At 44.6% G+C, this 26,336-nt stretch carries 29 protein-coding genes and 1 tRNA gene; 28 read left to right on the top strand and 2 right to left on the bottom strand.

All coding sequences use genetic code 11. The features are described from left to right. The first annotated feature begins 1 nt into the window (after nt 1). From ABJF92_RS12935 to erpA, 18 genes are all read left to right on the top strand, one after another. Nucleotides 2-1,114 carry a DUF2586 domain-containing protein gene (locus ABJF92_RS12935; protein ID WP_446816197.1) on the top strand — a complete coding sequence of 371 codons (1,113 nt, stop codon included), beginning with the start codon at nt 2-4 and terminating at the stop codon, nt 1,112-1,114. Nucleotides 1,115-1,116: 2 nt separating this feature from the next. Then, nucleotides 1,117-1,572 carry a phage protein gene (locus ABJF92_RS12930; RefSeq protein WP_446816196.1) on the top strand — a complete coding sequence of 152 codons (456 nt, stop codon included), beginning with the start codon at nt 1,117-1,119 and terminating at the stop codon, nt 1,570-1,572. 15 nt (nt 1,573-1,587) lie between these two features. Beyond that, on the top strand, nt 1,588-1,974 hold the full coding sequence (locus ABJF92_RS12925) for an N-acetylmuramoyl-L-alanine amidase (RefSeq protein ID WP_446816195.1): 387 nt from the start codon (nt 1,588-1,590) through the stop codon (nt 1,972-1,974). Further along, nucleotides 1,974-2,453 (top strand): hypothetical protein, encoded by a 480-nt coding sequence (locus tag ABJF92_RS12920; protein ID WP_446816194.1) that lies wholly within the window; start codon nt 1,974-1,976, stop codon nt 2,451-2,453. Before ABJF92_RS12925 ends, ABJF92_RS12920 begins: the two co-directional genes overlap by 1 nt. Nucleotide 2,454: 1 nt before the next feature. Continuing rightward, nucleotides 2,455-2,697: a hypothetical protein gene (locus ABJF92_RS12915; protein ID WP_446816193.1), complete on the top strand. Its 243-nt coding sequence runs from the start codon at nt 2,455-2,457 to the stop codon at nt 2,695-2,697. Nucleotides 2,698-2,706: 9 nt separating this feature from the next. Beyond that, nucleotides 2,707-3,039 carry a putative phage tail assembly chaperone gene (locus ABJF92_RS12910; protein ID WP_446816192.1) on the top strand — a complete coding sequence of 111 codons (333 nt, stop codon included), beginning with the start codon at nt 2,707-2,709 and terminating at the stop codon, nt 3,037-3,039. 8 nt (nt 3,040-3,047) lie between these two features. Further along, complete coding sequence (locus ABJF92_RS12905) at nt 3,048-3,176, top strand: DUF6890 family protein (RefSeq protein ID WP_446816191.1); 129 nt, start codon at nt 3,048-3,050, stop codon at nt 3,174-3,176. A gap of 8 nt (nt 3,177-3,184) precedes the next feature. After that, nucleotides 3,185-5,239 (top strand): phage tail tape measure protein, encoded by a 2,055-nt coding sequence (locus tag ABJF92_RS12900; protein ID WP_446816190.1) that lies wholly within the window; start codon nt 3,185-3,187, stop codon nt 5,237-5,239. Continuing rightward, nucleotides 5,239-5,556, top strand: a complete 318-nt coding sequence (locus tag ABJF92_RS12895; RefSeq protein WP_446816189.1) for a DUF2590 family protein — start codon at nt 5,239-5,241, stop codon at nt 5,554-5,556. The genes ABJF92_RS12900 and ABJF92_RS12895 overlap by 1 nt, the downstream gene beginning before the upstream one ends. Beyond that, on the top strand, nt 5,553-6,704 hold the full coding sequence (locus ABJF92_RS12890) for a baseplate J/gp47 family protein (RefSeq protein ID WP_446816188.1): 1,152 nt from the start codon (nt 5,553-5,555) through the stop codon (nt 6,702-6,704). The genes ABJF92_RS12895 and ABJF92_RS12890 overlap by 4 nt, the downstream gene beginning before the upstream one ends. Nucleotides 6,705-6,709: 5 nt before the next feature. Then, the gene (locus ABJF92_RS12885; RefSeq protein WP_446816187.1) at nt 6,710-7,321 is read left to right on the top strand and encodes a phage tail protein; all 612 of its coding nucleotides are present in this window, start codon (nt 6,710-6,712) and stop codon (nt 7,319-7,321) included. A 30-nt stretch (nt 7,322-7,351) separates the two neighbouring features. Beyond that, nucleotides 7,352-9,001 (top strand): phage tail-collar fiber domain-containing protein, encoded by a 1,650-nt coding sequence (locus ABJF92_RS12880; protein ID WP_446816186.1) that lies wholly within the window; start codon nt 7,352-7,354, stop codon nt 8,999-9,001. A 12-nt stretch (nt 9,002-9,013) separates the two neighbouring features. Next, nucleotides 9,014-9,541, top strand: a complete 528-nt coding sequence (locus ABJF92_RS12875) for a hypothetical protein (protein WP_446816185.1) — start codon at nt 9,014-9,016, stop codon at nt 9,539-9,541. Next, nucleotides 9,538-10,095 (top strand): baseplate complex protein, encoded by a 558-nt coding sequence (locus tag ABJF92_RS12870; RefSeq protein WP_446816184.1) that lies wholly within the window; start codon nt 9,538-9,540, stop codon nt 10,093-10,095. The genes ABJF92_RS12875 and ABJF92_RS12870 overlap by 4 nt, the downstream gene beginning before the upstream one ends. Beyond that, a complete protein-coding gene (locus ABJF92_RS12865) occupies nt 10,085-10,768 on the top strand; it encodes a hypothetical protein (protein WP_446816183.1) in 684 nt (227 codons plus the stop codon). The genes ABJF92_RS12870 and ABJF92_RS12865 overlap by 11 nt, the downstream gene beginning before the upstream one ends. Beyond that, on the top strand, nt 10,756-11,496 hold the full coding sequence (locus ABJF92_RS12860) for a hypothetical protein (RefSeq protein ID WP_446816182.1): 741 nt from the start codon (nt 10,756-10,758) through the stop codon (nt 11,494-11,496). Before ABJF92_RS12865 ends, ABJF92_RS12860 begins: the two co-directional genes overlap by 13 nt. Nucleotides 11,497-11,953: 457 nt before the next feature. Beyond that, complete coding sequence (locus ABJF92_RS12855; RefSeq protein ID WP_446816181.1) at nt 11,954-13,537, top strand: peptide chain release factor 3; 1,584 nt, start codon at nt 11,954-11,956, stop codon at nt 13,535-13,537. A 71-nt stretch (nt 13,538-13,608) separates the two neighbouring features. Continuing rightward, nucleotides 13,609-13,956, top strand: a complete 348-nt coding sequence (erpA, locus tag ABJF92_RS12850; RefSeq protein WP_446816180.1) for an iron-sulfur cluster insertion protein ErpA — start codon at nt 13,609-13,611, stop codon at nt 13,954-13,956. 58 nt (nt 13,957-14,014) lie between these two features. Here the strand turns inward: erpA and ABJF92_RS12845 are convergent, their stop codons facing one another. Continuing rightward, nucleotides 14,015-14,857, bottom strand: coding sequence for a hypothetical protein (locus ABJF92_RS12845; RefSeq protein WP_446816179.1), 843 nt, complete (start codon nt 14,855-14,857; stop codon nt 14,015-14,017). Nucleotides 14,858-14,958: 101 nt separating this feature from the next. Then, nucleotides 14,959-15,261 carry a YhbY family RNA-binding protein gene (locus ABJF92_RS12840; RefSeq protein WP_445975399.1) on the bottom strand — a complete coding sequence of 101 codons (303 nt, stop codon included), beginning with the start codon at nt 15,259-15,261 and terminating at the stop codon, nt 14,959-14,961. Between the two features lie 99 nt (nt 15,262-15,360). Here ABJF92_RS12840 and rlmE point away from each other — a divergent pair, with 99 nt between their 5' ends. From rlmE to infB, 10 genes are all read left to right on the top strand, one after another. Further along, nucleotides 15,361-15,981, top strand: coding sequence for a 23S rRNA (uridine(2552)-2'-O)-methyltransferase RlmE (gene rlmE, locus ABJF92_RS12835; protein ID WP_446816178.1), 621 nt, complete (start codon nt 15,361-15,363; stop codon nt 15,979-15,981). Between the two features lie 59 nt (nt 15,982-16,040). Then, the gene (gene ftsH / locus ABJF92_RS12830; RefSeq protein ID WP_446816177.1) at nt 16,041-17,993 is read left to right on the top strand and encodes an ATP-dependent zinc metalloprotease FtsH; all 1,953 of its coding nucleotides are present in this window, start codon (nt 16,041-16,043) and stop codon (nt 17,991-17,993) included. Between the two features lie 20 nt (nt 17,994-18,013). Beyond that, nucleotides 18,014-18,847, top strand: a complete 834-nt coding sequence (gene folP, locus ABJF92_RS12825; RefSeq protein ID WP_446816176.1) for a dihydropteroate synthase — start codon at nt 18,014-18,016, stop codon at nt 18,845-18,847. Beyond that, nucleotides 18,847-20,181, top strand: coding sequence for a phosphoglucosamine mutase (glmM, locus tag ABJF92_RS12820; RefSeq protein ID WP_445975395.1), 1,335 nt, complete (start codon nt 18,847-18,849; stop codon nt 20,179-20,181). The genes folP and glmM overlap by 1 nt, the downstream gene beginning before the upstream one ends. A 101-nt stretch (nt 20,182-20,282) precedes the next feature. Then, the gene (gene tpiA / locus ABJF92_RS12815; RefSeq protein WP_446816175.1) at nt 20,283-21,032 is read left to right on the top strand and encodes a triose-phosphate isomerase; all 750 of its coding nucleotides are present in this window, start codon (nt 20,283-20,285) and stop codon (nt 21,030-21,032) included. Nucleotides 21,033-21,035: 3 nt separating this feature from the next. Beyond that, complete coding sequence (secG, locus tag ABJF92_RS12810; RefSeq protein WP_446816174.1) at nt 21,036-21,383, top strand: preprotein translocase subunit SecG; 348 nt, start codon at nt 21,036-21,038, stop codon at nt 21,381-21,383. A gap of 30 nt (nt 21,384-21,413) precedes the next feature. Beyond that, nucleotides 21,414-21,498: transfer RNA gene (locus ABJF92_RS12805), tRNA-Leu, on the top strand. Between the two features lie 271 nt (nt 21,499-21,769). Then, nucleotides 21,770-22,231: a ribosome maturation factor RimP gene (gene rimP / locus ABJF92_RS12800; RefSeq protein WP_445975392.1), complete on the top strand. Its 462-nt coding sequence runs from the start codon at nt 21,770-21,772 to the stop codon at nt 22,229-22,231. 28 nt (nt 22,232-22,259) lie between these two features. Then, nucleotides 22,260-23,750, top strand: coding sequence for a transcription termination factor NusA (gene nusA / locus ABJF92_RS12795; protein ID WP_446816173.1), 1,491 nt, complete (start codon nt 22,260-22,262; stop codon nt 23,748-23,750). Nucleotides 23,751-23,776: 26 nt separating this feature from the next. Next, nucleotides 23,777-26,329: a translation initiation factor IF-2 gene (infB, locus tag ABJF92_RS12790; RefSeq protein ID WP_446816172.1), complete on the top strand. Its 2,553-nt coding sequence runs from the start codon at nt 23,777-23,779 to the stop codon at nt 26,327-26,329. Nucleotides 26,330-26,336 lie beyond the last annotated feature (7 nt).

The raw sequence follows: 26,336 nt of genomic DNA, 5'->3' as shown, positions 1-26,336 counted from the left end.
AATGGCATTAGGTAGCGTTAGCGTTAGCAGTCAAGACAATGGCAATGGTGACTTTACCAGTGTCGAAGGACAATTTTTATACATCGGAGCGGCAGGCAAGAACGCTGGTACGGTTCAGTATATCGATCAAACAACGGATTTGGACAATGTATTGGGCATTCCGGCGAGCAAGCTGAAAACTGCGATTGAAAATGCTCGAAATAATGCAGGCACCAATTGGACGGCCATTGCTATGCCGCGAAGCGCCGCAGGTGAGTGGTCTACAACATTTGAACAGGCCATGGCGAACAACTTTGTTTGTGAGGCAGTGGTGGTAACGGATCCTGTGACGACGCAAGCAGTATTAGACGATATGAATGCGGCAGTAACGAGCGCAGAAAATCAATATGGTCGTTACCTGCATTGGTTTGCTGTTACCGATGTAATGGATAGCAGTGCTCAGGCGTGGGACGATTTTATTGAAGCGTTTGAAACTTTACAAAACGGTGTGGCGGCGCCAGCTTTGTCTTTGGTGCCAGAAGTGTTTTCTGGTTGGCTGGGGACCTATTGTGGTCGCCTTTGCCATGAGGATCAGTCTTTGGCCGATACGCCAATGCGGGTTGCTTCTGGTGCCATTGTTGGTTTGTCATCACTGCCAGCGGATAAAGACGGCATTGTGTTCAACATGAGCCACGCTAAAGCATTAAACGATGCGCGTGGAACTGTCCCCCAAGTGTATGCAGATTATGACGGCATTTACTGCAGCGACGGTATGACGCTGGCAGCAGAGGCCAGTGATTTTTCGGTGATTGAAAATTGTCGTGTCACGAATGTTGTGAAGCGCGAAGTTCGTATTTTAGCCATTAAAAAAGTGGGTAATCGTGAACTTAACAGCACGCCGATTTCCGTGGCGGCACATGAAACCTACTTTATGCGTCCTATGATTGATCGCAGTAAGAGCCTTGTTTCAAACGGTATTTATAAGCCTGGTGATGTTAAGCCGCCACAAGATGGTGATGTGACCATCACTTGGCCAACAAGAACGAAAGTGGAGTTTGGTTTGTTAATTCGACCATACAACTGTCCAAAAGCCATTGCTGCAACGGTGGCATTAGAACTAAGTAACGAGGTGTAAACATGCCACATCATATTTCCGGAATGGATGTGAACGTATCGATGGGTACGTCACTGATCAACATTAAGCAGTTCACGTTGAACATTGAAGATGGCGTGAAAGCGGTGACAACTCGTGGCATACCTCATGGCCATGTAAATGGGGTGGTGGCGGCCAGCGGCGAGATCACACTTGATACAGAGAACTTTAACCGAGTAATAGAAGAGGCTCGTAAAGTGGGTTCATTTCAGCAGCTATCAACATTCGACATTATCAGCCTTGGTTCAACGGTTGATCAGACGTTTAAAACGGCGGCTTACGGTTGCAAGCTTAGTGTGAGCAAGTTGCTGGATGCAAGCAGTGACGGTGGTGACAAGTTGGAGCACACGATTCCTTACTCTGTGACGGATTCACGCTTTGTTGAAATCAATGGTGTGCCATACGCAGATCAAAGCTTCTTAGAAACGCTAGGGCTGTAAATGGATATTCGATACTTGGTGGTCCATTGCTCAGATACGCCAAATGGACGCGAAACGACGGCGGAAGATATTCACCGATGGCATTTAGAGAATGGCTGGGACGGTATCGGATATCACTTCGTTATTACGCTGAATGGAAGTGTAATTAGTGGGCGACCTAAGTATTGGCAGGGTGCGCATGCAGATCCATACAACCAAGAGTCTTTGGGAATTTGTCTTATAGGGCGTGATCAGTTTACTGATGATCAATGGCGCTCCCTTGAGGGGCTTGTATTGGCTCTTACTGCAGAATTTCCTGAGGCGGAAGTAGTTGGTCATCACGATCTGAACAGCCACAAAACCTGCCCCAATTTTGATGTGAAAGCGTGGTGGGAAGACGTAAAAAAGCGGAGCTTGGACTAATGAGTATTTTTGGCACATTGCTAAACGGTATCACCGGTGGGTTTGCTGAAAAGGCGATTGATGCGGTGAAAGAGTACTTCCCACCGGATATGTCTGCGGAACAAAAAGCAGAAATGCAATTGAAGCTGAAGCAGATTGAGCTGGATGCGCAGCGTCAGGCCAACACAGCGGTAAATGAAGCGGAGAAAGTGCTTAATCAACGTATCGCTGAATATGAAGGTACCGCCAGTGACTTGAAGGCCATTCCAGTGGTTGGGCCGTTAATGATTTTCTTGCGTGGATTGCAACGACCTGTTTGGGGCTTTGCCACGCTGTATATGGATTTCATGTGGTTTGCTGAGTGGACGACTCTAACCGAGAAACAAGAAAGCGCTTTGATGGCCATTAATGTTTTGGTGTTGGGTTTTCTTTTTGGTGAGCGTGCAGTAAAGAACGTGATGCCACTGATCACAAAGCTATTTGAAGCGAAGCGGGGTTGATATGGAACTGTCGGGACCAGTGCTGACCATCATCATGTTTGTATTGTCGTTAGTCGTGAGCGGTCTACTTGGTTTTCTGACGTTCTTATTTCGACGTACCGCGGCAAATGAGCGCGACTTGATGCAGCACAAATTAGACGCTGCAGAAAAATATGCGCAAAAAGAAGAGATAAACGGTTTGGCCAGCAGGCTGGAGCGAAAAATTGAAGATTTGTTTAGACAGCTTTATGAGTCGAAAAAATAGGGGAAATGTATGAGCGCACCACAAGTCATTCTAGTAATGATCGGGACAGTAGAGTTTGAATTCTCGGTTACAAATAAAGAATACAACAAATTTGTAGACAGTATGGCCAGCGGTAAAGCGGTTTTGCCTGCCTATAACTTGCTGTCTAGTACGGTTAAAAATGAACAGCACGCGACGCTTAAAAACTTGCTGGTAGATGATGCCAATAACCCAAAAGCGAATTTAGTGATGGAGGTTATGGGTATTGTTACGGAGGAGTTCGCTAGCGATCTGCCTGCGGTGGTAAAGCCGCGAGCGAGTTCTGTGAGTTCATCGAAAGAAACGGCTTCGAGCAACTCGTAACTCTTAGAATGCGCCACTTACCACTGGCTGATGACTCGCCCGAAAATTTAGGGCGAGCGCTGTGGTTAGAAGGGCGGGAATTGGAGCGGAGTACAGCCGCTATTGCAAAGGGCATAAATAAAGCGTTTTCGGGGTAGGTGATGAAATGGCTAAAGCGTTAGACAAGTTGATGCTCACGGTTGGTTTATTGGATCGCATCACCGCACCGATGAAGGGAATTCAGCGGACTATCAAAAATGTTACTGATAATTCTCGAAAAGCTTTTATGAGTACTGCGGCTGGGGTAACGGCATTGATCGCCGCTTCAACTACTTTTGCGAGCACAATAAACCCAGCGAATGACATGAACAACGCACTTAATGAAGTGCGATCACTGGAAGTTGCTGACGATACCTTAGCCCGACTTAATCAAGCGGGTTTGAGATATTCCATCGAATTTGGCGAGTCTGCCAGTAATTACGTGCGGTCTGCCTATGATATTCAATCGGCTATTAACGGTTTAGCAGGTGATGATTTACCTCGATTTACCACCGCCGCGGGTACCTTAGCGAAAGCCACGAAAGCTAATGTTACAGACATTACAGGCTATTTTGGTTCTATGTACGGCATCTTTAAGAAACAAGCCAATGACATGGGGAAGGGGGCTTGGGTCGAAATGCTTGCCGGGCAAACAGCGCAAGCCGTCCAAATGTTTAAAACAACAGGCCCAGAAATGTCGGCCGCTTTTGAGTCCATTGGTGCAGGTGCAACCACTATGGGCGTTAAGTTGAATGAGCAAATGGCCGTGTTGGGTTCTTTGCAAGCCACCATGAGCGGATCGGAAGCGGGTACCAAGTATGGTGCTTTCTTGGAAGGGCTCGGGAATGCTCAGGATAAGTTGGGTTTAACTTTTACTGATAACAGTGGCCAGCTTCTGCCTGTGGTGCAGATTCTCGACATGATTAACAGCAAAACCACAGGGCTGAATGCCTTAGAAGTTCAAGATTTATTAAGTGGAGCGTTCGGCTCGGATGAGGCTGTAGGTTTTATCCAGTTGATGTCGAGTGACATTGATAAGCTCGGCCAAGATATCAACAAGTTAGGAAGCATTAGTGGAATGCAAAAAGCCATCGATATGGCGAAAGCTATGCAGGATCCGTTTGCTCAAGTCGCGGCAGGTATTAGAGGGGTTTCTACTGCGATATGGCAAAAAGCACTTCCGGTCATCTATCCGTTCATTGACTCTATTACCAACGTCACTTTGCTGATTGTTGAATGGACTGACAAGTATCCACATTTGGCAAAAGCTATTGGGCTGGCGGCAACGGCATTCATGGCATTTGTGGCAATTGCTGGATTAATGAGTATTACTATTGGCTTGGCCCGTTATGCCATGGTTGGTCTAACCATGCGATTCATCATTGTTAAGCCCATAGTGTGGGCGGCACGAGTAGTACTGATTGCTTGGAATGCAACATTGTGGTTGGCGAGAACAGCCTTGCTTGCGTTCGTACTGTACGGCCCTGCATTAGCGGGTGTATTTACCGCAATGAAAGCGGGAATTTTAACGAGTCTTCCTGCTATGTGGGCCTTTACTGCAGCACTGCTTGCCAACCCTCTAACTTGGATCGTGGTGGGTGTTGTCGCATTGATCGCCGCGCTAGCTGCTTTGGTTGTTTATTGGGATGACGTTACTGCAGCGGTTAAGCGGTTCTTTTCTGGTATGTCAGCACTGGCCAACACGGCGATATTTGAGCCTATTCAAAAATGGTGGGGGGATTTTCAAGTGTGGCTAAGTTCAATCACTTTCATGCCATCTTGGGATTTACACCTTGAGCTTTTTGAAAGCCTTAAAGGGTGGTGGCTAGGCTTCAAAAATTGGCTAAGCACTCTTGATCCATTTGCTTTTCTCGGGGAAAAAATTAGCTGGCTAAAAGAAAAGTTTAGTTGGTTACCGGGCATTGATGTAACGGCCAAGTCCACACAAGAGGTTGTAAGCAGGAGCGAATCCAGCTTGGAAAGTGTCAATAAAATGGTTGCCTTGCCAGGGTCGGAAGACGCTCAAGGTCGCCAAGACTCAGATGGTTTATTTCAGACGATTAGCAATATGTTTGGCGGCAATAAAAAGAGCCTGCATGTTGAGAAAATGGAAGTTCATAACAACGGTAAAGGCGTGCGTGGTGATGAGCTGATGTATCAACTGGAAATGGAAGCAGGCTAATGGCAAGCATTGATTTATTGATTGAAGATGATGACCTTGTCTTGTCTGCCATTGGCGAGCCTAAGCTTGTATCTGGTGCTGACTGTGTTGCTCAAGATTTGCGTCACATGATCAGAGAAAAGGCTTATGCGTGGAAGATGATCGGTGAGCGAAGCAAAACCAAAATACAGGCTTTATGCACAGAAATAGAACTCGAAATGGAAGACGATGAACGAATTTACCCCGGTACGGCCAGTGTGTCATTAAGCGTGGAAAGTCTTATTTGCAACGCAGAAACATTAGAGGGTGAGGCTGTCAGTTTGGTGGTACCAGTATGAGCGATTTTGAACAGGTTTTGATTGAAAATGGTGTTCCGACCACAGAAGAAGCTGTCACAGAAGAGTTTCGTACTGTGCTTGCTGATTCGGGGTCAACCATTGCGAATGACTCTAGTTATTCACCGTTTTGGCGGCTGATTTCAGCCATCGCTACTAAGCCGGTGATGTGGCTTGTTCAGTTGCTGATTACAAATATCATGCCGCAATTTTTCTTAAAAACGGTGGGGGAATCATTTATTGAATTGTGGGGCGATAGCTACAACTGCCCACGAAAGCAAAGCCAATTTCTGAAAGGTCGTGTCATATTTACAAGAGAAAATACATCGGGAGCTTTCACTGTTCCAGCAGGAACAGTTGTTTATACGGATTTAATAAACAACACGGTTTATAGAGTAACAACAGATTTAGATGCCACGTTTAACGATGGTGAAGCAGGCTTGATCATATCCGTTACGTCAGAGAGTGCGGCCACCGCTTACAACTTGGAAGCGGGGTATTTTTCAAACTGTGATTTGGACGGTGTGAGCGTAACCAATCCTAATGATTGGATTGATCAAGTCGGTGCAGATATAGAAGAGATTGAAGCCTATCGTGCACGGATCCGAAACGCCTTTAACACGTTAAGTCATTACCACACAGACGGCGTTTATAAATATTTGATCTCGTCTTGGGTTGGAGTTCAGTCCGACAAAATATGGTTTGAACATGATGCCCCGCGTGGGCCAGGTACCGCAAATGCGTACATTTTATTTGACCTGAATGCGCCGGCTGAAAGTTACCTTGAAACCATTAATCGTCAAATTTCAACAGAAGGTTATCACGGCCATGGTGACGATGTGGTGGCGTACAACATGCCAGAAACCGAACACGATTTAATTACCACTTTGTATTTTTCAGACACGCTATTAGATGAAGAAAAAGAAGCCAAAAAGGTAATCGTTTATAACGCTATTTATTCGGCATTTCGCGGTAATGCGGCTTATGAGGTAATAAAGACAGAGCCATTTTCGCGCTTCTCGTTTACCAACTTGGCAGGTGAGCTTTTCGATTTGGTAGATGGGCTAGAAGACATTGAATTCAGTCTGGGCAGTATCGTTTCAGAAATGTCGATTCCCACTCTAAATTCGTTAGAAATCGTCGAGGGGTAGCAGGTATGGCGGATCGTTACTCCTTGCCCGCTTGGATGAAACGTGGCATTCACGCCAGCAAGATAAAAGCGGCTTTTGATGACTGGTGGGATAAAACAGAGGCGTGGTTGAAAACACCTCTAAACCAAATGGACGCGAGGACTTGCGCGGTTGCGTTGCTCAAATATCACGCTTATCAAAAAGACGTGACTCGTTTAGAAAATGAGCCTGATGATTTGTTTAGAAAACGAGTAGCTTTTGCTGAGCAAAACGCAATGGATGCTGGTTCAAAAGAGGGCTTTATCGCCATTTTTGAACGACTAGGAATTGGTTATCTGGAGGTTCTGGAGCGTGAAGACTCAGAAAACTGGGATGTTATTACACTACGTCTTTCTGATTCCCAGATTTCTGAAAACATCGATCTGCTTGGTTACATCATTCAGCAGTACGGGCGAACTTGCCGCCGCTATGAATTAACAGTTCTAACGCCAATCGATATGACAGTGGGCGTGTTTGAAGTGGGGCACTCGTGGGCTTTAGATGTAGCGAGTGAGCCAAAAGAACCATGGGCTATAAGTTCGGCAATAAAAAGCAACGAGATTGGGCATTCATGGAATTTGGATATAGCGACAGTTTAAGTGCATTAACTGGATTTAGAGAGAAAAAATATGGCTTTTATAACCATTGATGGCGAACGTCAAATAGCAAAAAAACAAGGCGACAACCAAACATTAAATATAGCCACATTTGTGTTGGCTAACATTGAGAATTTGGGCGAAGAGCCAGCGACAAGAATAGAAAGTATTCCAGATGCTGAGTATATTTCCGATCAGTTGAACGTCACGAAATCGGGCTATGTCAGCACAAACCAAGTGGTTTACTCGCTGGTAATGGGGTCTGATATTGGTGACTATGATTTTAACTGGGTGGGAATGGTCGATGATGAGGGAGTGCTTATTGCTGTCTCCTACATACCGACAATTAAAAAGCGTAAAAACGATGGCGGTGTGCCTGGTAACACTATTACGCGTAATTTTCTATTGGCCTATACCGGTATTCAACAAACAACGTCAATAACGGTACCTGCAGAAACTTGGCAGATTGACTTTACTGCACGGCTAAGTGGGATTGATGAGCGTGAGCGCCTGGCTAACTTCGATATTTATGGTCATGAAGGTTTCTTGGGTGATGGCTGGAAGGTTGCCGGATCAGCGGGAATGTATAGTGTCGCCGCTGGCGTGGGTTATGTTGGTGGTATCCGCATCAAAAATACAGAAGCACAAGAAATCACGACAAGTACATTATCTAATGAAATTTGGTTAAACGTCAGTCTGCAGGGTGATATTTCAGACATGACCGCCGTGGGTGAATTCGTTATCGATACGGGGCCATTTGAAGATTATATCGATGGGAATGGTGTTGCTCATTACTTAACAAAACTTGCAACAATTGATGTGGCGGGTGGTGTGAGTGATGAGAGGATTATTACTTACTTAAAAGACCTGAAGTCGATTGTTGATAAAAATGCCAGTCGGAAAAGACTTTTTACTGTCTCTGGTGATGCTAACAATCTCATTCTAACGACTAAAGATGGTGAAACGCCAGTTACAGAATTAAGCGACTTTGACGAGTTTTCATTCATTGTTTCAGCAACAAATACATCGTCCAGCATGACGATAAAAGTTGATGATCTAGCCGCAGTTACATTGTCTGGTATTAGTAGTGACACACAAGTATTTGAAACCGCATTGCTGACTATTAGATATATCGGCGGAGCGTTTTATATTGCTGAGCAGATTAACCCAAAACTCGGTAGTAATGTTTTAGATATAGCTAAGTTGTATACGGACACCGTTGATATTTTGCGCCCGGGTGAATATGCGTTGGATGGCTCTTCTTTAAGTCGTTCCGATCATCCAATTGCATTCGCTATTGTTAATGCATCAAGCAATTACATTGATCAAGCCACAAAAGATGCCGACCCGATTATGTATGGTGGTTATTATGGTGATGGTGATGGTGAGAATACATTCACCTTGCCTATGGTTGGAGGTGAGTTTATCCGTATGTTCGACGATGGGCGAGGTGTGGATGATGGGCGAATTTTTGGTAGTTGGCAGGAAGACTTAACTACAGTGCCTAGAGGGGTTATTTTTAGAGTGGGTGAATTTGGAGGGGATGATGGGCAGTATGATTTATCGGGGAATTCTGGTTATAAAGGTGTTAATGACCTTACTCCAGCCGACTCTAACTCCCTACCAGGTTTATATGAAAATCGCCCACGTTCCATTGCTTATTACGGTAAAACCCGACTTTAGGAGTCTCAAAATATGAAATTAAGTACATTCAAATTAGGGGCTACTTACCCTGTTTTTATAGAGCAAATCGAAACAAAAAAAGACCCAGTCAGCGGTAAATGGTTGAAACCTGGTTATTCGACTGATGTTGAGTTAATCGCAGAAAAAGAGGGATTTCAGCGATATTTTAAAGACGGTTCTTGGCACTACGTTGTCGATAATATTGGCACTGAGTACTGGGATGAAGATGGCACAAAACACACAATCACTGAATTGGGTGAAGAAGTACCAGATGGTGGGTTGCTCGAAGCGCCAATTATCCCTATTACGCTAGAAGCTCAAACAGCTTTAGCCAATGTGGAATGCACCAAACGTATAAACTATCATTGGAATCAGATCGGTCAAATTAATGCTTCTTTAGGGGTTTACGGAGAAGAAGATACATTTGCATGTGCAGCTTGGATCGCTGCCAATCGGGAGGCGCTAATTGAGTTGCTGAATCGTGACGATTTGACAGAAATAGATGTCACAGAAGATCAATTCTGGCCAGTCTTCAAATGATTGTCTTATCCCTAAATCGTACTGAGGTTAAGGGTTACGGTATGAGGGTGGATTGTGAATTCAGTCTGCCCGAATCTGATTTGTCAGGTAAAAGTTCTTCAACGGCCACTGCGGAAGAAGGAGAGAAAGCGTGCCGGTTAAGGGTGTCGTTAAACATTAAATACACTGACTCTGCAGACCTTATCAATATTAAAAAACTCAGTATGGAAAAAGGCTCGGATACAGGTGCCCGACGAGTTTTTAATATTGAAAACCAAACTGCTAAAGCGTTTGGGGTACGTCAGGTAAGGTTTTCTGACAGTCTAACGGCAAGAGAGATGGAGGATGATCATGCCTGGTCTGTTTCGTTTGTCTTGGTGGAGTATCAGTCTGTTGCTGAAAAAGTTGAGTTGATAACAATCAAAGAGAAAGAGCCAGAAGCCGCGCCAGCTGATGAAAAAGTGATCTCTGAATCTTCTGTAGCTTCTACAACGACACCATCATGGCTTGAAAAGGTTGTAGCGAATTTAGATACATATTTAGCCGGAGAGGATTCGGCAACAGATGAAGTATGAGTACCTATTAAAGATAAATTCAAGCCGTGTAGACCTAGTTTCGCATGATGTTGTTCTTGATGCAGGCTTACCTGGTCGGGCTTCTTTTACTATCAATAGCATTGACACACCAAGTGGCGTGGTTCTTTTCTCATTTAGCGTTAATAACGGAAAACAACACAGCCAATTCTATGGCTATATAGAACGATCTATTAAAGTAAGTGATGGTGTTTGGTCTATCTTTTGCCGTGAAAAATCCAACGCTTTAGAAATGCGCGCACCTATTGCGCTTCGAAATAAAACTTTAAAGGATATCTTGTCGGAAGTGAAAATTTTAACGGGTATCGGTTTTGCCATTCCTTCAAGTGACTATTCAATCAAGTCTATTCCTTACTGTGTGAATACCGGTGGAGGTTTTCACCTAATGCAATCATTAGGAAGCATGTTTGAAATAGAGGATTATCTCTGGCAACAACGGCGGGATGGATTGGTTTTTGTTGGGTCTTGGTCCGATGGGCATTGGCCAGATAACCCAGTCACCATTCCTAGTGCTTTGTTAGACAAGCAGAGTTCAAATCAGACTGCAGAAATACTAGCGATACCGGGTTTAAGACCTAACTATCTATTAAATGGCAACCGTTTAAAAAGCGTGCGCATGATCGAGTCGAAGATGGTAGTTTCGTGGAAAAAATAGTTGAACGTATTTTAATGCGAAAGTACCCAGAGCTTAAAAGTGGCTGGCATCTGCCCATGTGGGCAAAAGTAACGGACATACAAAAACCATTGGTTGGACAAACGGTAACGGAAGAAGAGCCAATATATACAGTATCGGTTCAGCTGTTAAAAGTAGGCGGTGAAGAAGACAAAGACGTTCCAGTGATGGAAGATGTTTTATTGCCTGTACCATCTGGTGGTGAACAGCGAGGCTTTTGGTCTAAACCAAGCAAAGGCACCATTGTTGAATTGGCCTTTGCTTACGGATCACCAGCCCATCCGTTTATCCGCTCAATACTGCCCCATGGATTAAAACTTCCTAATATGGCCGAGACAGATCAGCGGTGGCAGCAATCCGAAAATGCCTACACTCAAGTAAACAAAGATGATGACTGGGAAACCAAAGGTAAGAACAGCTTAATAGATATAGAAAAAGAGCTGAGATTAAAGGCTGGCAATCTGATTGAAATCATAGCCCCAAAGCATCATGCAGGCGATGATTCAACGAATATTTATAGCCTACTACACGACCTAATGAACACCGTGGCAGACCTTGCAAAAATTGCAGGAACACACAACCACTCATACACATGGAGTGATCCAGGTGGAGCAGGGACAACATCACCTCCAATGCAAACCGCGAGTTATACCCAGAAAAGCACGGAAGCCACGGAACAAGCGGGTAAGCTGAGTCCACTACTCAAATAACCAGCACACAAAACAACAATCGGAAGGGCGCGCATAGCGCCCTTTTTAATGCCTACAGCTTGTCAGCGTACCGCTCTCCCAACCCCCAAAAAGCACTCCTCCCCACACCTGCGCGCTTTACGCTTTTTTTTGTTTCTGCAATTCTAAAACTGCAATAAGAAGCCGTCACAGCCCATATAACAGGCGTTTTTCAAAAAAATGGAATTGCAGTTAATTGAAATAAAATGCAGTTAAAAACGCCTTAGAATAAGTGTAAAAAACGCTGAAAGCCTTGTTTTTCCCGTTATGAGCTATTTTGAGTGATTAAAAACTTAAAAAATGAGACCTGATTAAAAATGAGCGAAAATAATGCTGTTTTGATAGAATTCCGCCCAATGATTAAAAACAGAGCTATGACAGCTTTGTATGAATTAAAATTGTGTACATACTGGTGTACATAAAATTGGAAATTGAAAAAATGAACCAAGAATTTCTTAATGAAATCAATAAAAGAAGAACATTTGCTATCATATCTCACCCGGATGCGGGTAAAACCACCATTACCGAGAAGCTTTTGCTACTGGGTCAGCTTATTCAAACCGCGGGTTCAGTAAAAGGCCGTAAAGGCGATAAACATGCTACCTCGGACTGGATGGCGATGGAGAAACAACGTGGGATCTCGATTACCTCTTCGGTGATGCAGTTCCCTTACCGAGATCGCACTGTCAATCTATTGGATACTCCAGGGCACGAAGACTTCTCGGAAGATACTTACCGTACTTTGACAGCGGTTGACTCAGTATTGATGGTGATCGATGGTGCCAAGGGTGTTGAGGATCGCACGATTAAGTTGATGGATGTTTGTCGCTTGCGTGATACGCCTATTTTGACCTTTATTAACAAGATGGATAGGGATATTCGTGATCCAATTGAATTATTGGATGAAGTAGAAGAAGTCTTGAAAATTGCGGCGGCGCCTATTACTTGGCCGATCGGCATGAGTGACTTCTTTAAAGGGGTATACAACCTATATACCGATACCATCCATGTGTTTGTTCGTGGTCGTGGCCACACCTTAATGGACGATATTCGTATCGAAGGTCTAGAGTCCGACGAAGCGAAAGAGCTGCTGGGTGATGACTGGGAAGCTTATGCAGAAGAGATTGAATTGGTCCGCGGCGCGAGCCATGAGTTCGAGCTAGAGGCTTATTTAGCGGGTGAGTTAACACCGGTGTTCTTTGGTACGGCGCTGTCGAACTTTGGTATTCGTGAAATGCTGGATGGCTTCGTTGAGTGGGCACCTGCACCGATTGGTCGTGGTACTCATACACGTACCGTTGAAGCGGAAGAGGAAAAATTCTCTGGTTTTGTGTTTAAAATTCAAGCCAACATGGATCCGAAACACCGTGACCGTATCGCCTTCATGCGAGTTTGTTCTGGTACCTACACTCGTGGCATGAAGATGCGCCATTGTCGTTTAGGTAAAGATATTAAAGTGACTGACGCAGTATCTTTTACTGCGGGTGATCGTGAAGGGGTCGAGGAAGCCTTCTCTGGCGATATTATTGGTTTGCATAACCATGGCACAATTCAAATCGGTGATACCTTTACGGAAGGTGAAGATCTAAAATTTACGGGGATTCCTCACTTTGCACCAGAATTGTTCCGTCGTGTGCGCTTGAAAGATCCGATGAAAATGAAAGCCTTGCAGAAAGGCTTACAGCAACTTTCCGAAGAAGGTTCGACTCAGTTGTTTATGCCTCAGCGCAATAATGAGCTTATCGTGGGTGCCGTGGGTCAGCTTCAGTACGAAGTGGTAGCATATCGACTAAAAGACGAATACAAGGTTGAGTGTATTTACGAAGCGGTTAATGTGAATACGGCTCGCTGGGTTGAGTGTGACGATCCGAAGAAATTTGAAGAGTTTAAGAATAAGTGTCGTGACAATCTTGCGATTGATGGTGGTGGTCACTTAACTTACCTTGCTCCAACGCGAGTTAACTTGATGATGGCAGAAGAGAAGTGGCCAGATGTGCGTTTCCGTTCTACCCGTGAGCACTGATCAATACTTGACTAAAATACTCGGTTAAGTGGATAATCCATTTATTCGAATACACTTGTAATGGTAATGATATGAGCATGGTTGAATCAGTAGATCCTATTGAGTTTACAGCGGCGGCTGCGGCTAAGTTGCAGTCTCTTATTGAGGAAGAAGAAAACGATCGTCTCATGCTACGTGTTTATGTGACAGGTGGTGGTTGCTCCGGTTTTCAATACGGCTTTACGTTTGATGAAGAGCATCAAGAAGATGATACGGAAGTAAAACGCGATGGGGTGACCTTGGTGGTCGATCCATTAAGCTTCCAGTATTTGGTTGGCTCTGAAGTCGACTATAAAGAAAACTTGGAAGGTTCGCGCTTTACGGTGCAAAACCCCAATGCCACCTCAACTTGTGGTTGTGGGGCGAGCTTTAGTATTTAGTACTAATAGGCTTTCTTTTAAAACCCTTTATGCTTGTCATAAAGGGTTTTTTATTGCCTTAAGCTTTTTCATACAGTCGGCTGGCTTGACGGCTTTTCTCCTCAGGACTCATCATGCTGCTGTCTAGGGGAGAGTAATTTCCCATGTAGAGTAACCCTAGGCGATTGTCGCCAAGAATTAGGGGCGTTAATATTTGGTCTTTATAGCGCCAAATGCGTAATCCATGACTGTCACTGCTGGTAGGGTTGCTGTCAGAAAGGCGACTTTGATTGGCGTAGGCGTGTAAATCCGATAATTGGTCTGCTTCACCGTCTTGGTCGAGTAAAACATGGAAGTGTCGATTCTGCTCATTTAAAAACTCCGGTGTATAAGGGGTTTTTAATGGGCTTAGATTGTTTTCTTTCGGGTATTGATGAAAAAGTGCAGGCTTCTCAGGAGAGCCTAGTGGTGTTGACATTAATACTGTCATTTCAATGGTATTGCCATAAGCGGGTTTCACAGGAATGTGAAAAATTAACGATTTGGCTTGTGGTCTTTTTTGTATATGCGGCACCTGATAGTTGCTGGCAGGTTTCTGCGGCAAGTTGTGATACGGTGGAATTTGTAAAAATACTTGCCAAGATTTTTCTTCGACGCCCAGTTCCTGAGGTGAGGAAATATTGATTTTAGTCTCAAACAAATAGCAAAGGATATGTTCGATAAGGTTAGCGACAATACTTTGTGATGCACTGAGTGGCTGAGCTTCCTTACTGTCGAGGTAGATTTCTTTAACCTGAGTGGCGTCTTGACTTAAATCTACAGAGTCTTTATCGCGGACGACAGCACGCTTTCTCAGGCTACTATTGAGCCGAGTGTCGTGGGGCGGTGTGTTGAGTTTGTTGAGTGCTTCTATGAATAACATGAGACCATTCCTGCAATAACTGGAATTTATATCGGCACCATGAAGCAAAAATTTAGGAATAGCCTTTTTATGACGATAAAAAGCTATTCCCTAGGGAGGTATTAACGCAGTAGGTTAGACAATTTTGGATTGGCTTCTAGTGCTGCTCGGTAGAAAAGCGCCACTTTACCTATGGTTTGCACCACTTCGCATTTCATGATTTTGCTGATTTCAGCGATCAAGGCGCTACGAGTGTCACGATCAGCAATGCTGATACGGACTTTAATAAGTTCGTGATCTTCAAGGGCGCGATCAATTTCAGTTAACACAGATTCTGTTAGGCCATTGCCCGCAACCATTACCACTGGATTAAGTGCATGGCCAATAAGGCGATATTGCTTTTTTTGGGCGTTTGTAATGCTCATAGTAAAATTTTCTCATATTAGTTAACCCTCTTTATTGGAGGCTTTAGAGGTTAAGCGATATTATAGCGGAATATTGACTGATTTAGGTATGATGAAAACGTGGCAAGATCAAAAAGTAGTAATAATTGGATGAAGGAACATTTTGACGATCAATATGTCAAACGCTCCCAGCAGGATGGTTATCGTTCTCGAGCGAGTTATAAGTTGCTGGAAATCAACGAGAAGGATAAATTGTTCCGTCCAACCATGCGAGTGGTAGACTTAGGGGCCGCACCGGGGGGGTGGTCACAAGTCGCAGGCAAACTGGTGGGCGATAAAGGCACCGTGGTTGCGTCAGATATTCTTGAAATGGCACCACTACCTGGGGTTCGCTTCGTGCAAGGGGACTTTACTGAGCAAGACGTATACGAAGCTATTCTAGCGGAAATAGGGAATGAAAAAGCAGATCTTGTAATTTCAGATATGGCCCCCAATATGAGTGGTAATAGTTCTTCGGATCAGCCACAGGCCATGTATTTGGTGGAGCTTGCTCTGGATATGGCGGCACAAGTGCTACGTCCAGGGGGTAATTTTTTGGTTAAAGTGTTTCAAGGGGAAGGTTTTGATGAATATCTTAAAACCATGCGAGCACAATTCGCCTCCGTTGTGACACGAAAACCAGATGCGTCACGCGCGCGTAGTCGCGAAGTTTACTTATTAGGAAGACAATTTAAAGGTTAACGATCGGTGTTCTGGTATAATGCCAGCAACATTAAATACAACCGTTAAGAGGTGTGCTCTTGAACGATATGCTGAAAAATATACTGTTGTGGCTAGTTATTGCGGCTGTGCTACTAACTGTGTTTAACAATTTTAATACAACGACTGAAACGAATCGGATTTCTTATTCTGAATTTGTCAAAGAAGTGCAAGATGGACGAATCGCGAAAGTAGTGGTTGATGGCTATACCATTAGCGGTAGTCGTACAAGCGGAGACACCTTTGATACGGTTCGACCTGCTGCAGCCGATCCTAAAATTATGGATGACTTGCTGAATAATAACGTTGTTGTTGAAGGTCGTATGCCTGAACAGCAAAGTATTTGGACGCAATTGCTGGTTGCTAGTTTTCCTATTTTACTTATTCTTGCCATTTTTATGTTCTTCATGCGCCAAATGCAAGGCGGTGGCGGTGGTAAGGGCGGCCCAATGTCTTTTGGTAAATCCAAAGCGCGTTTGCTGCCAGAAGATCAAATCAAAACAACCTTTGCCGATGTGGCAGGCTGTGATGAAGCCAAAGAAGACACCGAAGAATTGGTGGATTTCCTTCGTGAGCCAAGCAAGTTTCAGCGTTTAGGCGGCAAGATTCCTCGTGGTATCTTGATGTGTGGACCTCCAGGTACAGGTAAAACCTTGCTGGCTAAAGCCATTGCAGGTGAGGCAAAAGTGCCTTTCTTTACCATCTCTGGTTCTGACTTTGTTGAAATGTTTGTGGGTGTGGGTGCGTCTCGTGTCCGTGACATGTTTGAACAAGCTAAAAAGCATGCCCCATGCATCATCTTTATTGATGAGATCGATGCGGTAGGTCGTAATCGTGGTTCAGGCATGGGCGGCGGTAATGACGAACGTGAGCAAACTTTGAACCAATTGTTGGTTGAAATGGATGGTTTTGAAGGTAACGAAGGTATTATCGTTATCGCCGCTACCAACCGTCCAGACGTGTTGGACCCAGCACTATTGCGTCCTGGTCGTTTCGACCGTCAAGTACAGGTTGGTTTGCCAGATATTCGTGGTCGTGAACAGATTCTTAAAGTGCATTTGCGCAAAGTGCCTTGTGATGATGATGTTGAGCCAAAGAACATTGCTCGTGGTACGCCTGGTTTCTCTGGTGCCGATCTTGCGAACTTGATTAACGAAGCGGCACTGTTTGCTGCTCGCTCAAATCGTCGTTTGGTGAACATGGAATTGCTTGAGTTGGCCAAAGATAAAATCCTCATGGGTGCTGAACGCAAAACCATGGTGATGAGTGAGAAAGAGAAACTTAATACCGCTTTCCATGAAGCGGGTCACACCATTATTGGTTACTTAATGCCTGAGCATGATCCAGTTTACAAGGTGTCCATTATTCCTCGTGGCCGTGCCTTGGGTGTCACTATGTATTTGCCAGAAGAAGACAAATACAGTGTCAGTAAGCTCGGCCTAGAAAGTCAGGTTTGTAGCTTGTATGGCGGTCGTATTGCCGAAGAAATGATTCATGGTTTTGATGGTGTTTCGACCGGTGCTTCCAATGATATTGAGCGTGCAACCAGTATTGCTCGTAACATGGTAACTAAATGGGGTTTGTCTGAAAAACTGGGGCCATTTGCTTATGAAGAAGATGACAACAGTGGTGGCTACATTTCTGGCCCAACAGGTAGTAAGGCTAATTACTTCTCACCTGAAACAGGTAAGGTAATTGACGCTGAGGTACAGGATATTATTACTCGTTGTTATGCGACAGCGACGCGCATCTTAGAAGAGAACCGTTCTAAGCTTGACGTGATGGCTGAGGCCTTGATGCAATACGAAACAATTGATGCTAAGCAAATTAAGGAGATTATGGATGGTAAAAAACCTTCCGCTCCCGAAGGCTGGACTGACCCTAAGGGGAATGGTCCAAAGGCAGATAATGTTGAACCTGAAGAAACGGTTGAACCGGTTGTAGATCAGGATAGCGATGACGAAGTGCCCGCTTCTAAGCCTGTTAGTGAATAATTAGGTATAGATGTAGGTATATGTCTTTGATGTCATTTGGGGGCAAGTCACTCGACTTGTCCCGTCCTCAGGTTATGGGCATTTTAAATGTCACCCCAGACTCGTTCTCAGATGGCGGGTCTTTTTCGTCTCTAGATACTTCCCTAAAACACACAGAAAAGATGATTCTTGAAGGTGCCAGCATAATCGATGTGGGCGGCGAATCAACGCGCCCGGGTGCTGCCCCAGTGAGTCTTCAACAAGAGTTAGATCGGGTTATTCCTGTTATTGAAGCTATTAAGCAACGTTTTGATGTTGTGGTTTCTGTCGATACGAGTAGCGCAGAGGTGATGCGTCAAGGGGCTTCCCTCGGTGTCGGTTTGATTAACGATGTGCGAGCGTTGGAGCGTGAAGGTGCCTTAGAAGCCGCTGCTCAAACTCAATTGCCCGTTTGCTTGATGCATATGAAAGGGGGGCCGCAGACAATGCAGGACCAACCTAATTATGTGTCTGTGGTGGATGAAGTGACACGTTATCTCATGTCCCGTGTGGGAGCTTGTGAGGCGGCAGGTATTGCTCGCTCTCAGTTGCTGCTTGACCCGGGTATCGGTTTTGGCAAATCCTTAGAGCATAATTTGAGTTTGTTGAAACATACTCAACACTTTCGCGAGTTAGGATTCGAAGTGTTAATAGGCGTATCCCGCAAAACCATGATAGGTGATGTGTTGGGTTTGCCAGTGGATGAACGTCTTTACGGTACTATGGGGGCAAATGCTGCTTGCTACGGGAAAGGCGCACGTATTTTTAGAGTGCATGATGTGAAAGCGCATGTGCAAATGCTAGAGCTAATGTATCGAATTGAGAGAGAAAACTGATGCGTAAATATTTTGGTACGGATGGGATTCGTGGCACAGTGGGTAAAGGGCCAATTACACCTGAGTTTATGTTGAAACTTGGTTGGGCTGCTGGGCAAGTATTTAAAGAGCAAGATAAGAAAATTTTGATTGGTAAGGATACCCGCATTTCTGGCTACATGTTCGAGTCAGCTTTAGAGTCAGGGATTGTGGCGGCAGGAGTAGATGTTCGCCTAGTAGGTCCTATGCCAACGCCTGCGATTGCCTACCTAACACGAACGTTTCGTGCCAGTGCAGGTATTGTGATCAGCGCTTCCCACAATCCCTACACAGATAATGGTATTAAATTCTTTTCCGCGGAAGGTGGCAAAATCTCGGATGAGATCGAAGAGCGTATCGAGCACTATCTTGATCAGCCTATGGGGGTTGTTGAGTCTCACCTAATTGGTCGTGCACGTCGCATAGATGATGCGGCAGGTCGTTACATTGAGTACTGTAAGGGTACTTTTCCGATTGGCTTGCAGTTGACCGGTCTAAAAATTGTGGTGGATTGTGCAGATGGCGCTACCTATCATGTAGCGCCTCGTGTGTTTAGTGAGTTGGGCGCTGAAGTGATTGCCATCGGTGCCAACCCAGATGGTTTGAATATTAATGAGTTTAGTGGAGCTACTAAGCCTGAACTGCTGCGTAAAAATGTCTTAGCGGAAGAAGCGGACATTGGTATTGCACTAGACGGTGATGGTGATCGACTGATTCTCGTGGACCGTCATGGTGTGGTTAGAGATGGTGATGATATCTTGTATATTATTGCCAATCATTTGATGCAAACGGGCCGCTTTAGTGGTGGTGTTGTGGGTACGCTGATGAGTAACTTCGGTCTAGAGTTGGCATTTTCTGAAACCGGTATTGGGTTTAGTCGTGCTGCGGTAGGTGACCGTTACGTCAATGAAAAGCTCAAGCAACATGGTTGGGTGTTGGGTGGTGAGCCATCTGGACACATTGTTTGTCGTTCTATTACCACCACGGGTGATGGTATTGTGGCGGCCTTGCAAGTGCTGCGCGCAATGGTAGAGGAAGGCAAAACTCTTGATGAGCTGTTGGTGGGTCTAGTCAAGTTTCCGCAAAAATTACAAAACATCCGTGTCGAAAAACGTTTCGTGCCGAATGAAGTGCCGGCTTTGCAGAAAGCGATAGCGGTGGCAAATGAACGTTTAAACGGCCTTGGTCGTGTTTTGTTGCGAGCGTCTGGAACCGAGCCTTTAATTCGAGTTATGGTAGAAGGTCGAGATGACGATACGGTAAATGAGCTGGTGAAATACTTGTCTGAAGAAGTGAAGGCGGCAATTCCAAAATAAGCGCTCATTTAAGAGGTGCTTTTTGGTTGTCTTATAAATAAATACTTGAAACCCAAGGTGCCTTTCCATAGAATAAGCGCCTCAAATTTAGGAGTTAGAATATGATTCGTCAAAAGATCGTAGCTGGAAACTGGAAAATGAACGGTTCAAAAGAGACTGTTTCTTCTTTAGTTGAAGGTTTGCTGAAGATGGATGCTTCTAACTCTGAAGTGGTGGTTTCGCCTTCATTTCCTTATTTGTCTCAAGTGTCTGATGCTTTGTCTGCCAGTGCTATCCAATTAGCTGCGCAGAATGTTAGTGATCAGTCAAAAGGGGCATTTACTGGTGAAGTTTCCGCTTCAATGTTGAAAGAATTTGCGGTGAAATATGTGTTGGTAGGTCATTCTGAGCGACGCTCTTTATATGCTGAATCAGATGCGTTCATCGCTTCAAAAGTAAAACTTCTTCTAGAAGAAGGTCTGTCCCCAATGCTGTGCATTGGTGAGACATTGGCGGAGCGTGAAGCAGAGCAAACCTTAGTGGTTTGTCAGCGTCAGGTTCAGGCTGTGATCGATCTCGTTGGTATTGAAGCTTTTGGAAATATAGTTATAGCTTATGAGCCGGTATGGGCAATAGGCACAGGGTTGTCAGCCAGTGCAGAGCAAGCGCAAGATGTGCACAGTGCCATTCGACAGTTCCTGGCAGAGTTATCTCAAACTGTCGCTGAAAAGGTACAGATTCTGTATGGCGGCAGTGTAAAAGCATCAAGCAGTTCGGCTTTATTTGCAATGCCAGACGTGGATGGTGCTTTAGTTGGTGGTGCATCATTAGATGCAGACGAGTTTATAGCGATAGTTAAATCAGCAGGTTAATTGATGGAAGCACTTATTTTGGTTTTTCACGTCTTGGCAGCAATCGCGATTATCGCGCTTGTATTGTTGCAGCAAGGCAAAGGCGCAGATGCAGGTGCCGCTTTTGGTGGTGCTTCTCAGACCGTTTTTGGTAGTCAGGGTGGCGGTAGTTTCTTTGTTAAGCTAACAGCATTTTTTGCCCTGGTATTCTTTTTGACAAGCTTTGGTTTGGCGTTTTTTGCCAGCGAGCAGGCGAAGAGTGTATCAACTGGAATAGATTTTGTTCCTTCTGCTTCACATGTAGCAGAAACGATTTCATTGCCTGAATTAGGTGATGATGTAACTTCATCGGATTTGCCGGTTACTGAATAAGTAACCCTTTAATTCGATGTCGAAGGTTTTGCCGATGTGGTGGAATTGGTAGACACGCCATCTTGAGGGGGTGGTGGCTTAGGCTGTGCCGGTTCGAGTCCGGCCATCGGCACCAATCTTGAATTGACATTATTATTGTGTATAATGTCCGCGTATTGATTAGCAATAATTTTAGTTTTTTTAATCTGTAAGGTTGAAAGAATAAAGTTATTCGTAGGTTAAGGTGTAAGTTAGATGTTTTTATTGAGAAATCTACTTATATTGACCGCCAAATCGCATTCTAAGAAGCCCCTATATGGGGTTTTTTGTTATCTATGCAGTTTGAAATGGGCCTTGAGCCCGTTTTTTGTTTCTGCGTTTTAAAAAATGATTTTCGGAGAAAACGATTGTCAGCGAAATATACGATTTTAGATGAGCTTATTCGACCTGTGGTTGAAGGGTTAGGGTTTCAGTTCTGGGGTATGGAGTATTTATCTCAAGGTAAAGACTCTGTTTTGCGTATTTTTATCGAAACCGATGCTGAAAAGGGCATTGATGTTGAAGATTGTGCGCAAGTTAGCCGTCAGGTGAGCTCGATTCTGGATGTAGAAGACCCAATTACAGGTGAATATAACTTGGAAGTTTCCTCTCCAGGTTTGGATCGCCCTTTGTTTGAATTGGCGCAATACCAGGCTTATGTAGGGACAATCGTTTCTCTACGTTTACGTGTGCCTTTTGATGGGCGTCGTAAATTTAAGGGTCAACTTGTGGGTATCGAAAACGAAGATATCGTTATCCGTGTTGATCAAGAAGAATATTTGTTGCCTGTCGAGTTAATCGAGAAGGCAAATGTGGTTCCACAATTTTAAAAATTAACCTTGAAGAGAGGCTAAAGGGATGAGTAAAGAGATTCTTTTGGTAGTCGAAGCTGTTTCTAACGAAAAAGAAGTGCCGAAGCAGATTATTTTCGAAGCCGTTGAAATTGCTTTAGCAAGTGCAGCAAAGCGCCGTTTTGAAGAAGATGCATTGATCCGAGTGTCTATTGATCAACGTACTGGTGATTATGCAACTTACCGTCAGTGGAACATTGTTGCGGACGAAGATTATTCTTCACCAGCAACAGAGCTCACTATAGATGATTCAATTGAACAAAATCTTGGTGTGGAAATTGGCGGTATTTACGAAGAAGAAGTAGAGTCTGAGGCCTTTGGTCGTATTGCTGCGCAAACAGCGAAACAAGTGATTGTACAAAAAGTTCGTGAAGCAGAGAAAGCCAAAGTCGTGGCACGCTACATGGAAAAAGTGGGTAAGTTAGTTCACGGTCAAGTGAAGAAAGTGACCCGTGACAGTTTGATTATTGATTTGGGTGAAAACGCAGAAGCAAGCTTGCCTAAAGACCAATTGATTGCTCGCGAATCTTTCCGTATGAACGACCGCATTCGTGCGTTGTTGTTGGAAATTCGTGATGATAATCGCGGTTCACAACTTATCTTGTCTCGTAATAGCCCTGACTTCATGGTTGAGCTGTTCCGTTTGGAAGTGCCAGAAATTTCAGAAGAAATGATTGAAATTCGTGGTGCTTCACGTGACCCAGGTCTACGCGCGAAGATTGCCGTTAAAACCAACGATCGCCGTATTGATCCAATCGGTGCTTGTGTGGGTATGCGTGGCGCTCGTGTACAGGCTGTGTCCAATGAGATGAATGGTGAACGAGTTGATATCGTCCTTTGGGATGATAACCCAGCACAATTGGTTATCAACGCAATGGCACCGGCCGAAGTAGATTCCATCGTAATCGATGAAGATGCTCATTCGATGGATGTGGCGGTTAAGAGTGATAACTTGGCGCAAGCTATTGGTCGTAACGGACAGAATGTTCGCTTGGCATCAACATTAACGGGTTGGGCACTTAACGTCATGACCAGTGAAGATGCGGAAGCGAAACAGCAAGAAGAGTCGCAGAAACTAATCGATTTATTCGTTGATAGTTTAGAAATTGACGATGATTTGGCGATTCAATTGGTTGATGAAGGCTTTGCTTCTTTAGAAGAAATTGCCTATGTACCAATGGAAGAAATGTTAGATATTGATGGATTTGATGAAGATTTAGTTAATGAGCTACGTTCACGAGCAAAAGATGCTCTGTTGAACAAAGCCCTTCAAGCTGAAGAGCAACTAGATGGCGCCAAACCCGCTGCTGATTTGTTGGAAATGGAAGGCATGGATAATCACCTTGCTCTCGTTCTAGCGTCGATTGGCGTGATTACAATGGAAGATTTGGCTGAACAGTCTGTTGACGAATTGTTAGAAGTTGAAGGGATGACTGAAGAGCGTGCCGCGAGTCTAATTTTGACCGCGCGTGCTCCTTGGTTCGCTGAATCTGAATAAAATCTGAGTACACAAGGGGGAACTTAATGACAGTTCAAACCGTAAAGATACTATCCGAATTAGTAAATACACCAGTAGAGAAGCTACTGACTCAGATGAAAGAAGCTGGTCTTCCTCAGAAGAGCGAAAACCAAGAAGTCTCTGATGTAGAAAAGCAAGTTTTGTTGAATTACTTGAAGCGCTCTCACGGTGAAGAAGGTAATGCTTCTCAGCGTATTACTTTACAGCGTAAAAAAACCAGTACATTATCTCGCGGAGATGGTGGTAAAGCGGTTAACGTTGCGGTGAAGAAAAAACGCACCTATGTTAAACGTGATGAAACAGATGATACAGCTCAGCAGGAAGAGCTGGCTGCGAAGCGTCAAGCGGAAGAGCAAGCTCGCTTGGCCGCTGAAGAACAAGCAAGAGTTGAGGCAGAACGCAAATTAGAAGCTGAAAAAGCTGAAGCGCAAGCCCAAGAGAAAAAACGCCAAGAGGCGGCCGCTAGCACGGTTGCAGCGGATCCTGTTGTCGTTGATAATTCTGAGCAAAATGTTTCCGATACAGGAGCGAAAAATCCAGTGGAATCTCCTAAGCAGGCCAAGCCGACCAAGAAAACTTTCTCCTCTCCAGCAGAAAGTAAACCGGCTCATGCGCCAAAAGGCAAAAAAGGCGCACCAAGACAAGATGGTGACGCAAAGCCTCGTGGTCGTGGCAACGATAATAAACGTGGTCGTGTTAATGTTAATGGTGACGACGAGTTCGCACGCCGTGGCAAGTTAGGGCGTAAGAGCAAGAAGCCTAACAAGCAGCAAGAACATGGTTTCCAAAAACCCACTGCGAAAATCGTTCATGAAGTCGCATTGCCTGAAAGCATTACCGTCGCTGATCTGGCTGAGAAAATGACGGTTAAAGGCGCTGAAGTCATCAAGATCATGTTTAAAATGGGCGCAATGGCGACTATTAACCAAACGATTGATCGTGATACAGCGACCTTGGTAGTTGAAGAAATGGGTCATACAGTCAAGTACATCGATGAAAATGCGGTGGAAAATGACATGATCGAAGCCATTGATTACGATGGTGAAGCAATTAAGCGTGCGCCAGTTGTAACGGTAATGGGTCACGTTGACCACGGTAAAACTTCGCTACTTGATTACATTCGTACGACACGCGTTGCTGCGGGCGAGTCTGGTGGTATTACCCAGCATATCGGAGCTTACCATGTAGAAACACCGCACGGCATGGTTAGTTTCCTTGATACACCAGGACACGCCGCCTTTACATCGATGCGTGCCCGTGGTGCTAAAGCAACCGATATCGTTATCCTTGTTTGTGCTGCAGACGATGGTGTTATGCCACAGACAATTGAAGCGATTCAGCATGCTCGCGCAGCAGAAGTACCTATGGTTGTTGCCATTACTAAGGTTGACAAAGAAGGTGCAGACTTAGATCGCGTTAAAAATGAACTAGTTGCTCAAGAAGTCGTTCCAGAAGAATGGGGCGGTGATGTTCAGTTCGTCGGTGTGTCTGCCAAGTCTGGTGAAGGTATCGAAGAGCTTCTAGAAGCTATCTTGTTGCAATCCGAAGTATTGGAATTGACTGCTGTGCCTAGCTCACCTGGTAAAGGTGTAGTAGTTGAATCTCGTCTTGATCGTGGCCGCGGCTCAGTGGCGACGTTACTTGTTCAAAATGGTACCTTGCGTAAAGGTGATATCGTATTGGCAGGCCTGCAAATGGGTCGTGTACGTGCTTTGTTGGATGAAAATGGTAAAGCCATTACTGAAGCAGGTCCGTCTATTCCGGTTGAGATTCTTGGTCTTGATGGAACACCAGAAGCAGGGGAAGAATTTATTGTAGTTGCTGATGAGCGTAAAGCTCGTGAAGTAGCTAACTTCCGTCAGGGTAAATACCGTGAAGTACGCTTTGCGCGTCAGCATTCTGCGAAGCTTGAAAACCTATTCTCTGAAATGGGCAAAGATGAAGTTCGCACTTTGAATGTTGTACTTAAAGCCGACGTACGTGGTTCTCTTGAGGCTTTGATTAAGTCTCTAACAGACCTAAATACAGAAGAAGTACAAGTGAACATCGTATCTAGCGGTGTTGGTGGTATCACGGAAACGGATGCGACTCTGGCCTTGGCTTCTGAAGCCGTTATCTTTGGTTTCAACGTACGTGCTGATAGCTCTGCTAAACAGTTCATCGAGCGCGAAAGTATTGACTTACGTTACTACAGTGTCATCTACAACATTATTGATGATGTGAAATCTGCCTTGTCTGGCATGTTGTCTCCGGATCTACGTGAAGACATTCAAGGTACCGCTGAAGTGCGTGACGTATTCCGTTCACCTAAGTTTGGTTTGATTGCCGGTTGTATGGTAATTGACGGTACGGTTTACCGAAACAAACAAATCCGTGTACTTCGTGATGACGTGGTTATCTATGAAGGTGAGTTGGAATCATTGCGTCGCTTTAAAGATGTCGTTAATGAAGTCAGCAAAGGCATGGAATGTGGTATCGGTGTGAAAAACTACAATGACGTTAAAGTTGGCGACAAGATCGAGGTTTTTGAAACCATCGAAGTAGCTCGTACACTTTAATAGGAAA

This window comes from Marinomonas sp., assembly GCF_039940335.1.
GTDB lineage: Bacteria > Pseudomonadota > Gammaproteobacteria > Pseudomonadales > Marinomonadaceae > Marinomonas.
Note: the sequence above shows the minus strand (reverse complement) of the source record. Positions and strands in the feature narration are given on the sequence as shown.

Bases quoted from the DNA above. Each gene is read 5' to 3' on its own strand.
- ABJF92_RS12935 (WP_446816197.1), top strand. From the start codon at position 2: ATGGCATTAGGTAGCGTTAGCGTTAGCAGTCAAGACAATGGCAATGGT.
- ABJF92_RS12930 (WP_446816196.1), top strand. From the start codon at position 1,117: ATGCCACATCATATTTCCGGAATGGATGTGAACGTATCGATGGGTACG.
- ABJF92_RS12920 (WP_446816194.1), top strand. From the start codon at position 1,974: ATGAGTATTTTTGGCACATTGCTAAACGGTATCACCGGTGGGTTTGCT.
- ABJF92_RS12915 (WP_446816193.1), top strand. From the start codon at position 2,455: ATGGAACTGTCGGGACCAGTGCTGACCATCATCATGTTTGTATTGTCG.
- ABJF92_RS12910 (WP_446816192.1), top strand. From the start codon at position 2,707: ATGAGCGCACCACAAGTCATTCTAGTAATGATCGGGACAGTAGAGTTT.
- ABJF92_RS12905 (WP_446816191.1), top strand. From the start codon at position 3,048: ATGCGCCACTTACCACTGGCTGATGACTCGCCCGAAAATTTAGGGCGA.
- ABJF92_RS12900 (WP_446816190.1), top strand. From the start codon at position 3,185: ATGGCTAAAGCGTTAGACAAGTTGATGCTCACGGTTGGTTTATTGGAT.
- ABJF92_RS12895 (WP_446816189.1), top strand. From the start codon at position 5,239: ATGGCAAGCATTGATTTATTGATTGAAGATGATGACCTTGTCTTGTCT.
- ABJF92_RS12890 (WP_446816188.1), top strand. From the start codon at position 5,553: ATGAGCGATTTTGAACAGGTTTTGATTGAAAATGGTGTTCCGACCACA.
- ABJF92_RS12885 (WP_446816187.1), top strand. From the start codon at position 6,710: ATGGCGGATCGTTACTCCTTGCCCGCTTGGATGAAACGTGGCATTCAC.
- ABJF92_RS12880 (WP_446816186.1), top strand. From the start codon at position 7,352: ATGGCTTTTATAACCATTGATGGCGAACGTCAAATAGCAAAAAAACAA.
- ABJF92_RS12875 (WP_446816185.1), top strand. From the start codon at position 9,014: ATGAAATTAAGTACATTCAAATTAGGGGCTACTTACCCTGTTTTTATA.
- ABJF92_RS12870 (WP_446816184.1), top strand. From the start codon at position 9,538: ATGATTGTCTTATCCCTAAATCGTACTGAGGTTAAGGGTTACGGTATG.
- ABJF92_RS12865 (WP_446816183.1), top strand. From the start codon at position 10,085: ATGAAGTATGAGTACCTATTAAAGATAAATTCAAGCCGTGTAGACCTA.
- ABJF92_RS12855 (WP_446816181.1), top strand. From the start codon at position 11,954: ATGAACCAAGAATTTCTTAATGAAATCAATAAAAGAAGAACATTTGCT.
- erpA (WP_446816180.1), top strand. From the start codon at position 13,609: ATGAGCATGGTTGAATCAGTAGATCCTATTGAGTTTACAGCGGCGGCT.
- ABJF92_RS12845 (WP_446816179.1), bottom strand. From the start codon at position 14,857: ATGTTATTCATAGAAGCACTCAACAAACTCAACACACCGCCCCACGAC.
- ABJF92_RS12840 (WP_445975399.1), bottom strand. From the start codon at position 15,261: ATGAGCATTACAAACGCCCAAAAAAAGCAATATCGCCTTATTGGCCAT.
- folP (WP_446816176.1), top strand. From the start codon at position 18,014: ATGTCTTTGATGTCATTTGGGGGCAAGTCACTCGACTTGTCCCGTCCT.
- glmM (WP_445975395.1), top strand. From the start codon at position 18,847: ATGCGTAAATATTTTGGTACGGATGGGATTCGTGGCACAGTGGGTAAA.
- tpiA (WP_446816175.1), top strand. From the start codon at position 20,283: ATGATTCGTCAAAAGATCGTAGCTGGAAACTGGAAAATGAACGGTTCA.
- secG (WP_446816174.1), top strand. From the start codon at position 21,036: ATGGAAGCACTTATTTTGGTTTTTCACGTCTTGGCAGCAATCGCGATT.
- nusA (WP_446816173.1), top strand. From the start codon at position 22,260: ATGAGTAAAGAGATTCTTTTGGTAGTCGAAGCTGTTTCTAACGAAAAA.
- infB (WP_446816172.1), top strand. From the start codon at position 23,777: ATGACAGTTCAAACCGTAAAGATACTATCCGAATTAGTAAATACACCA.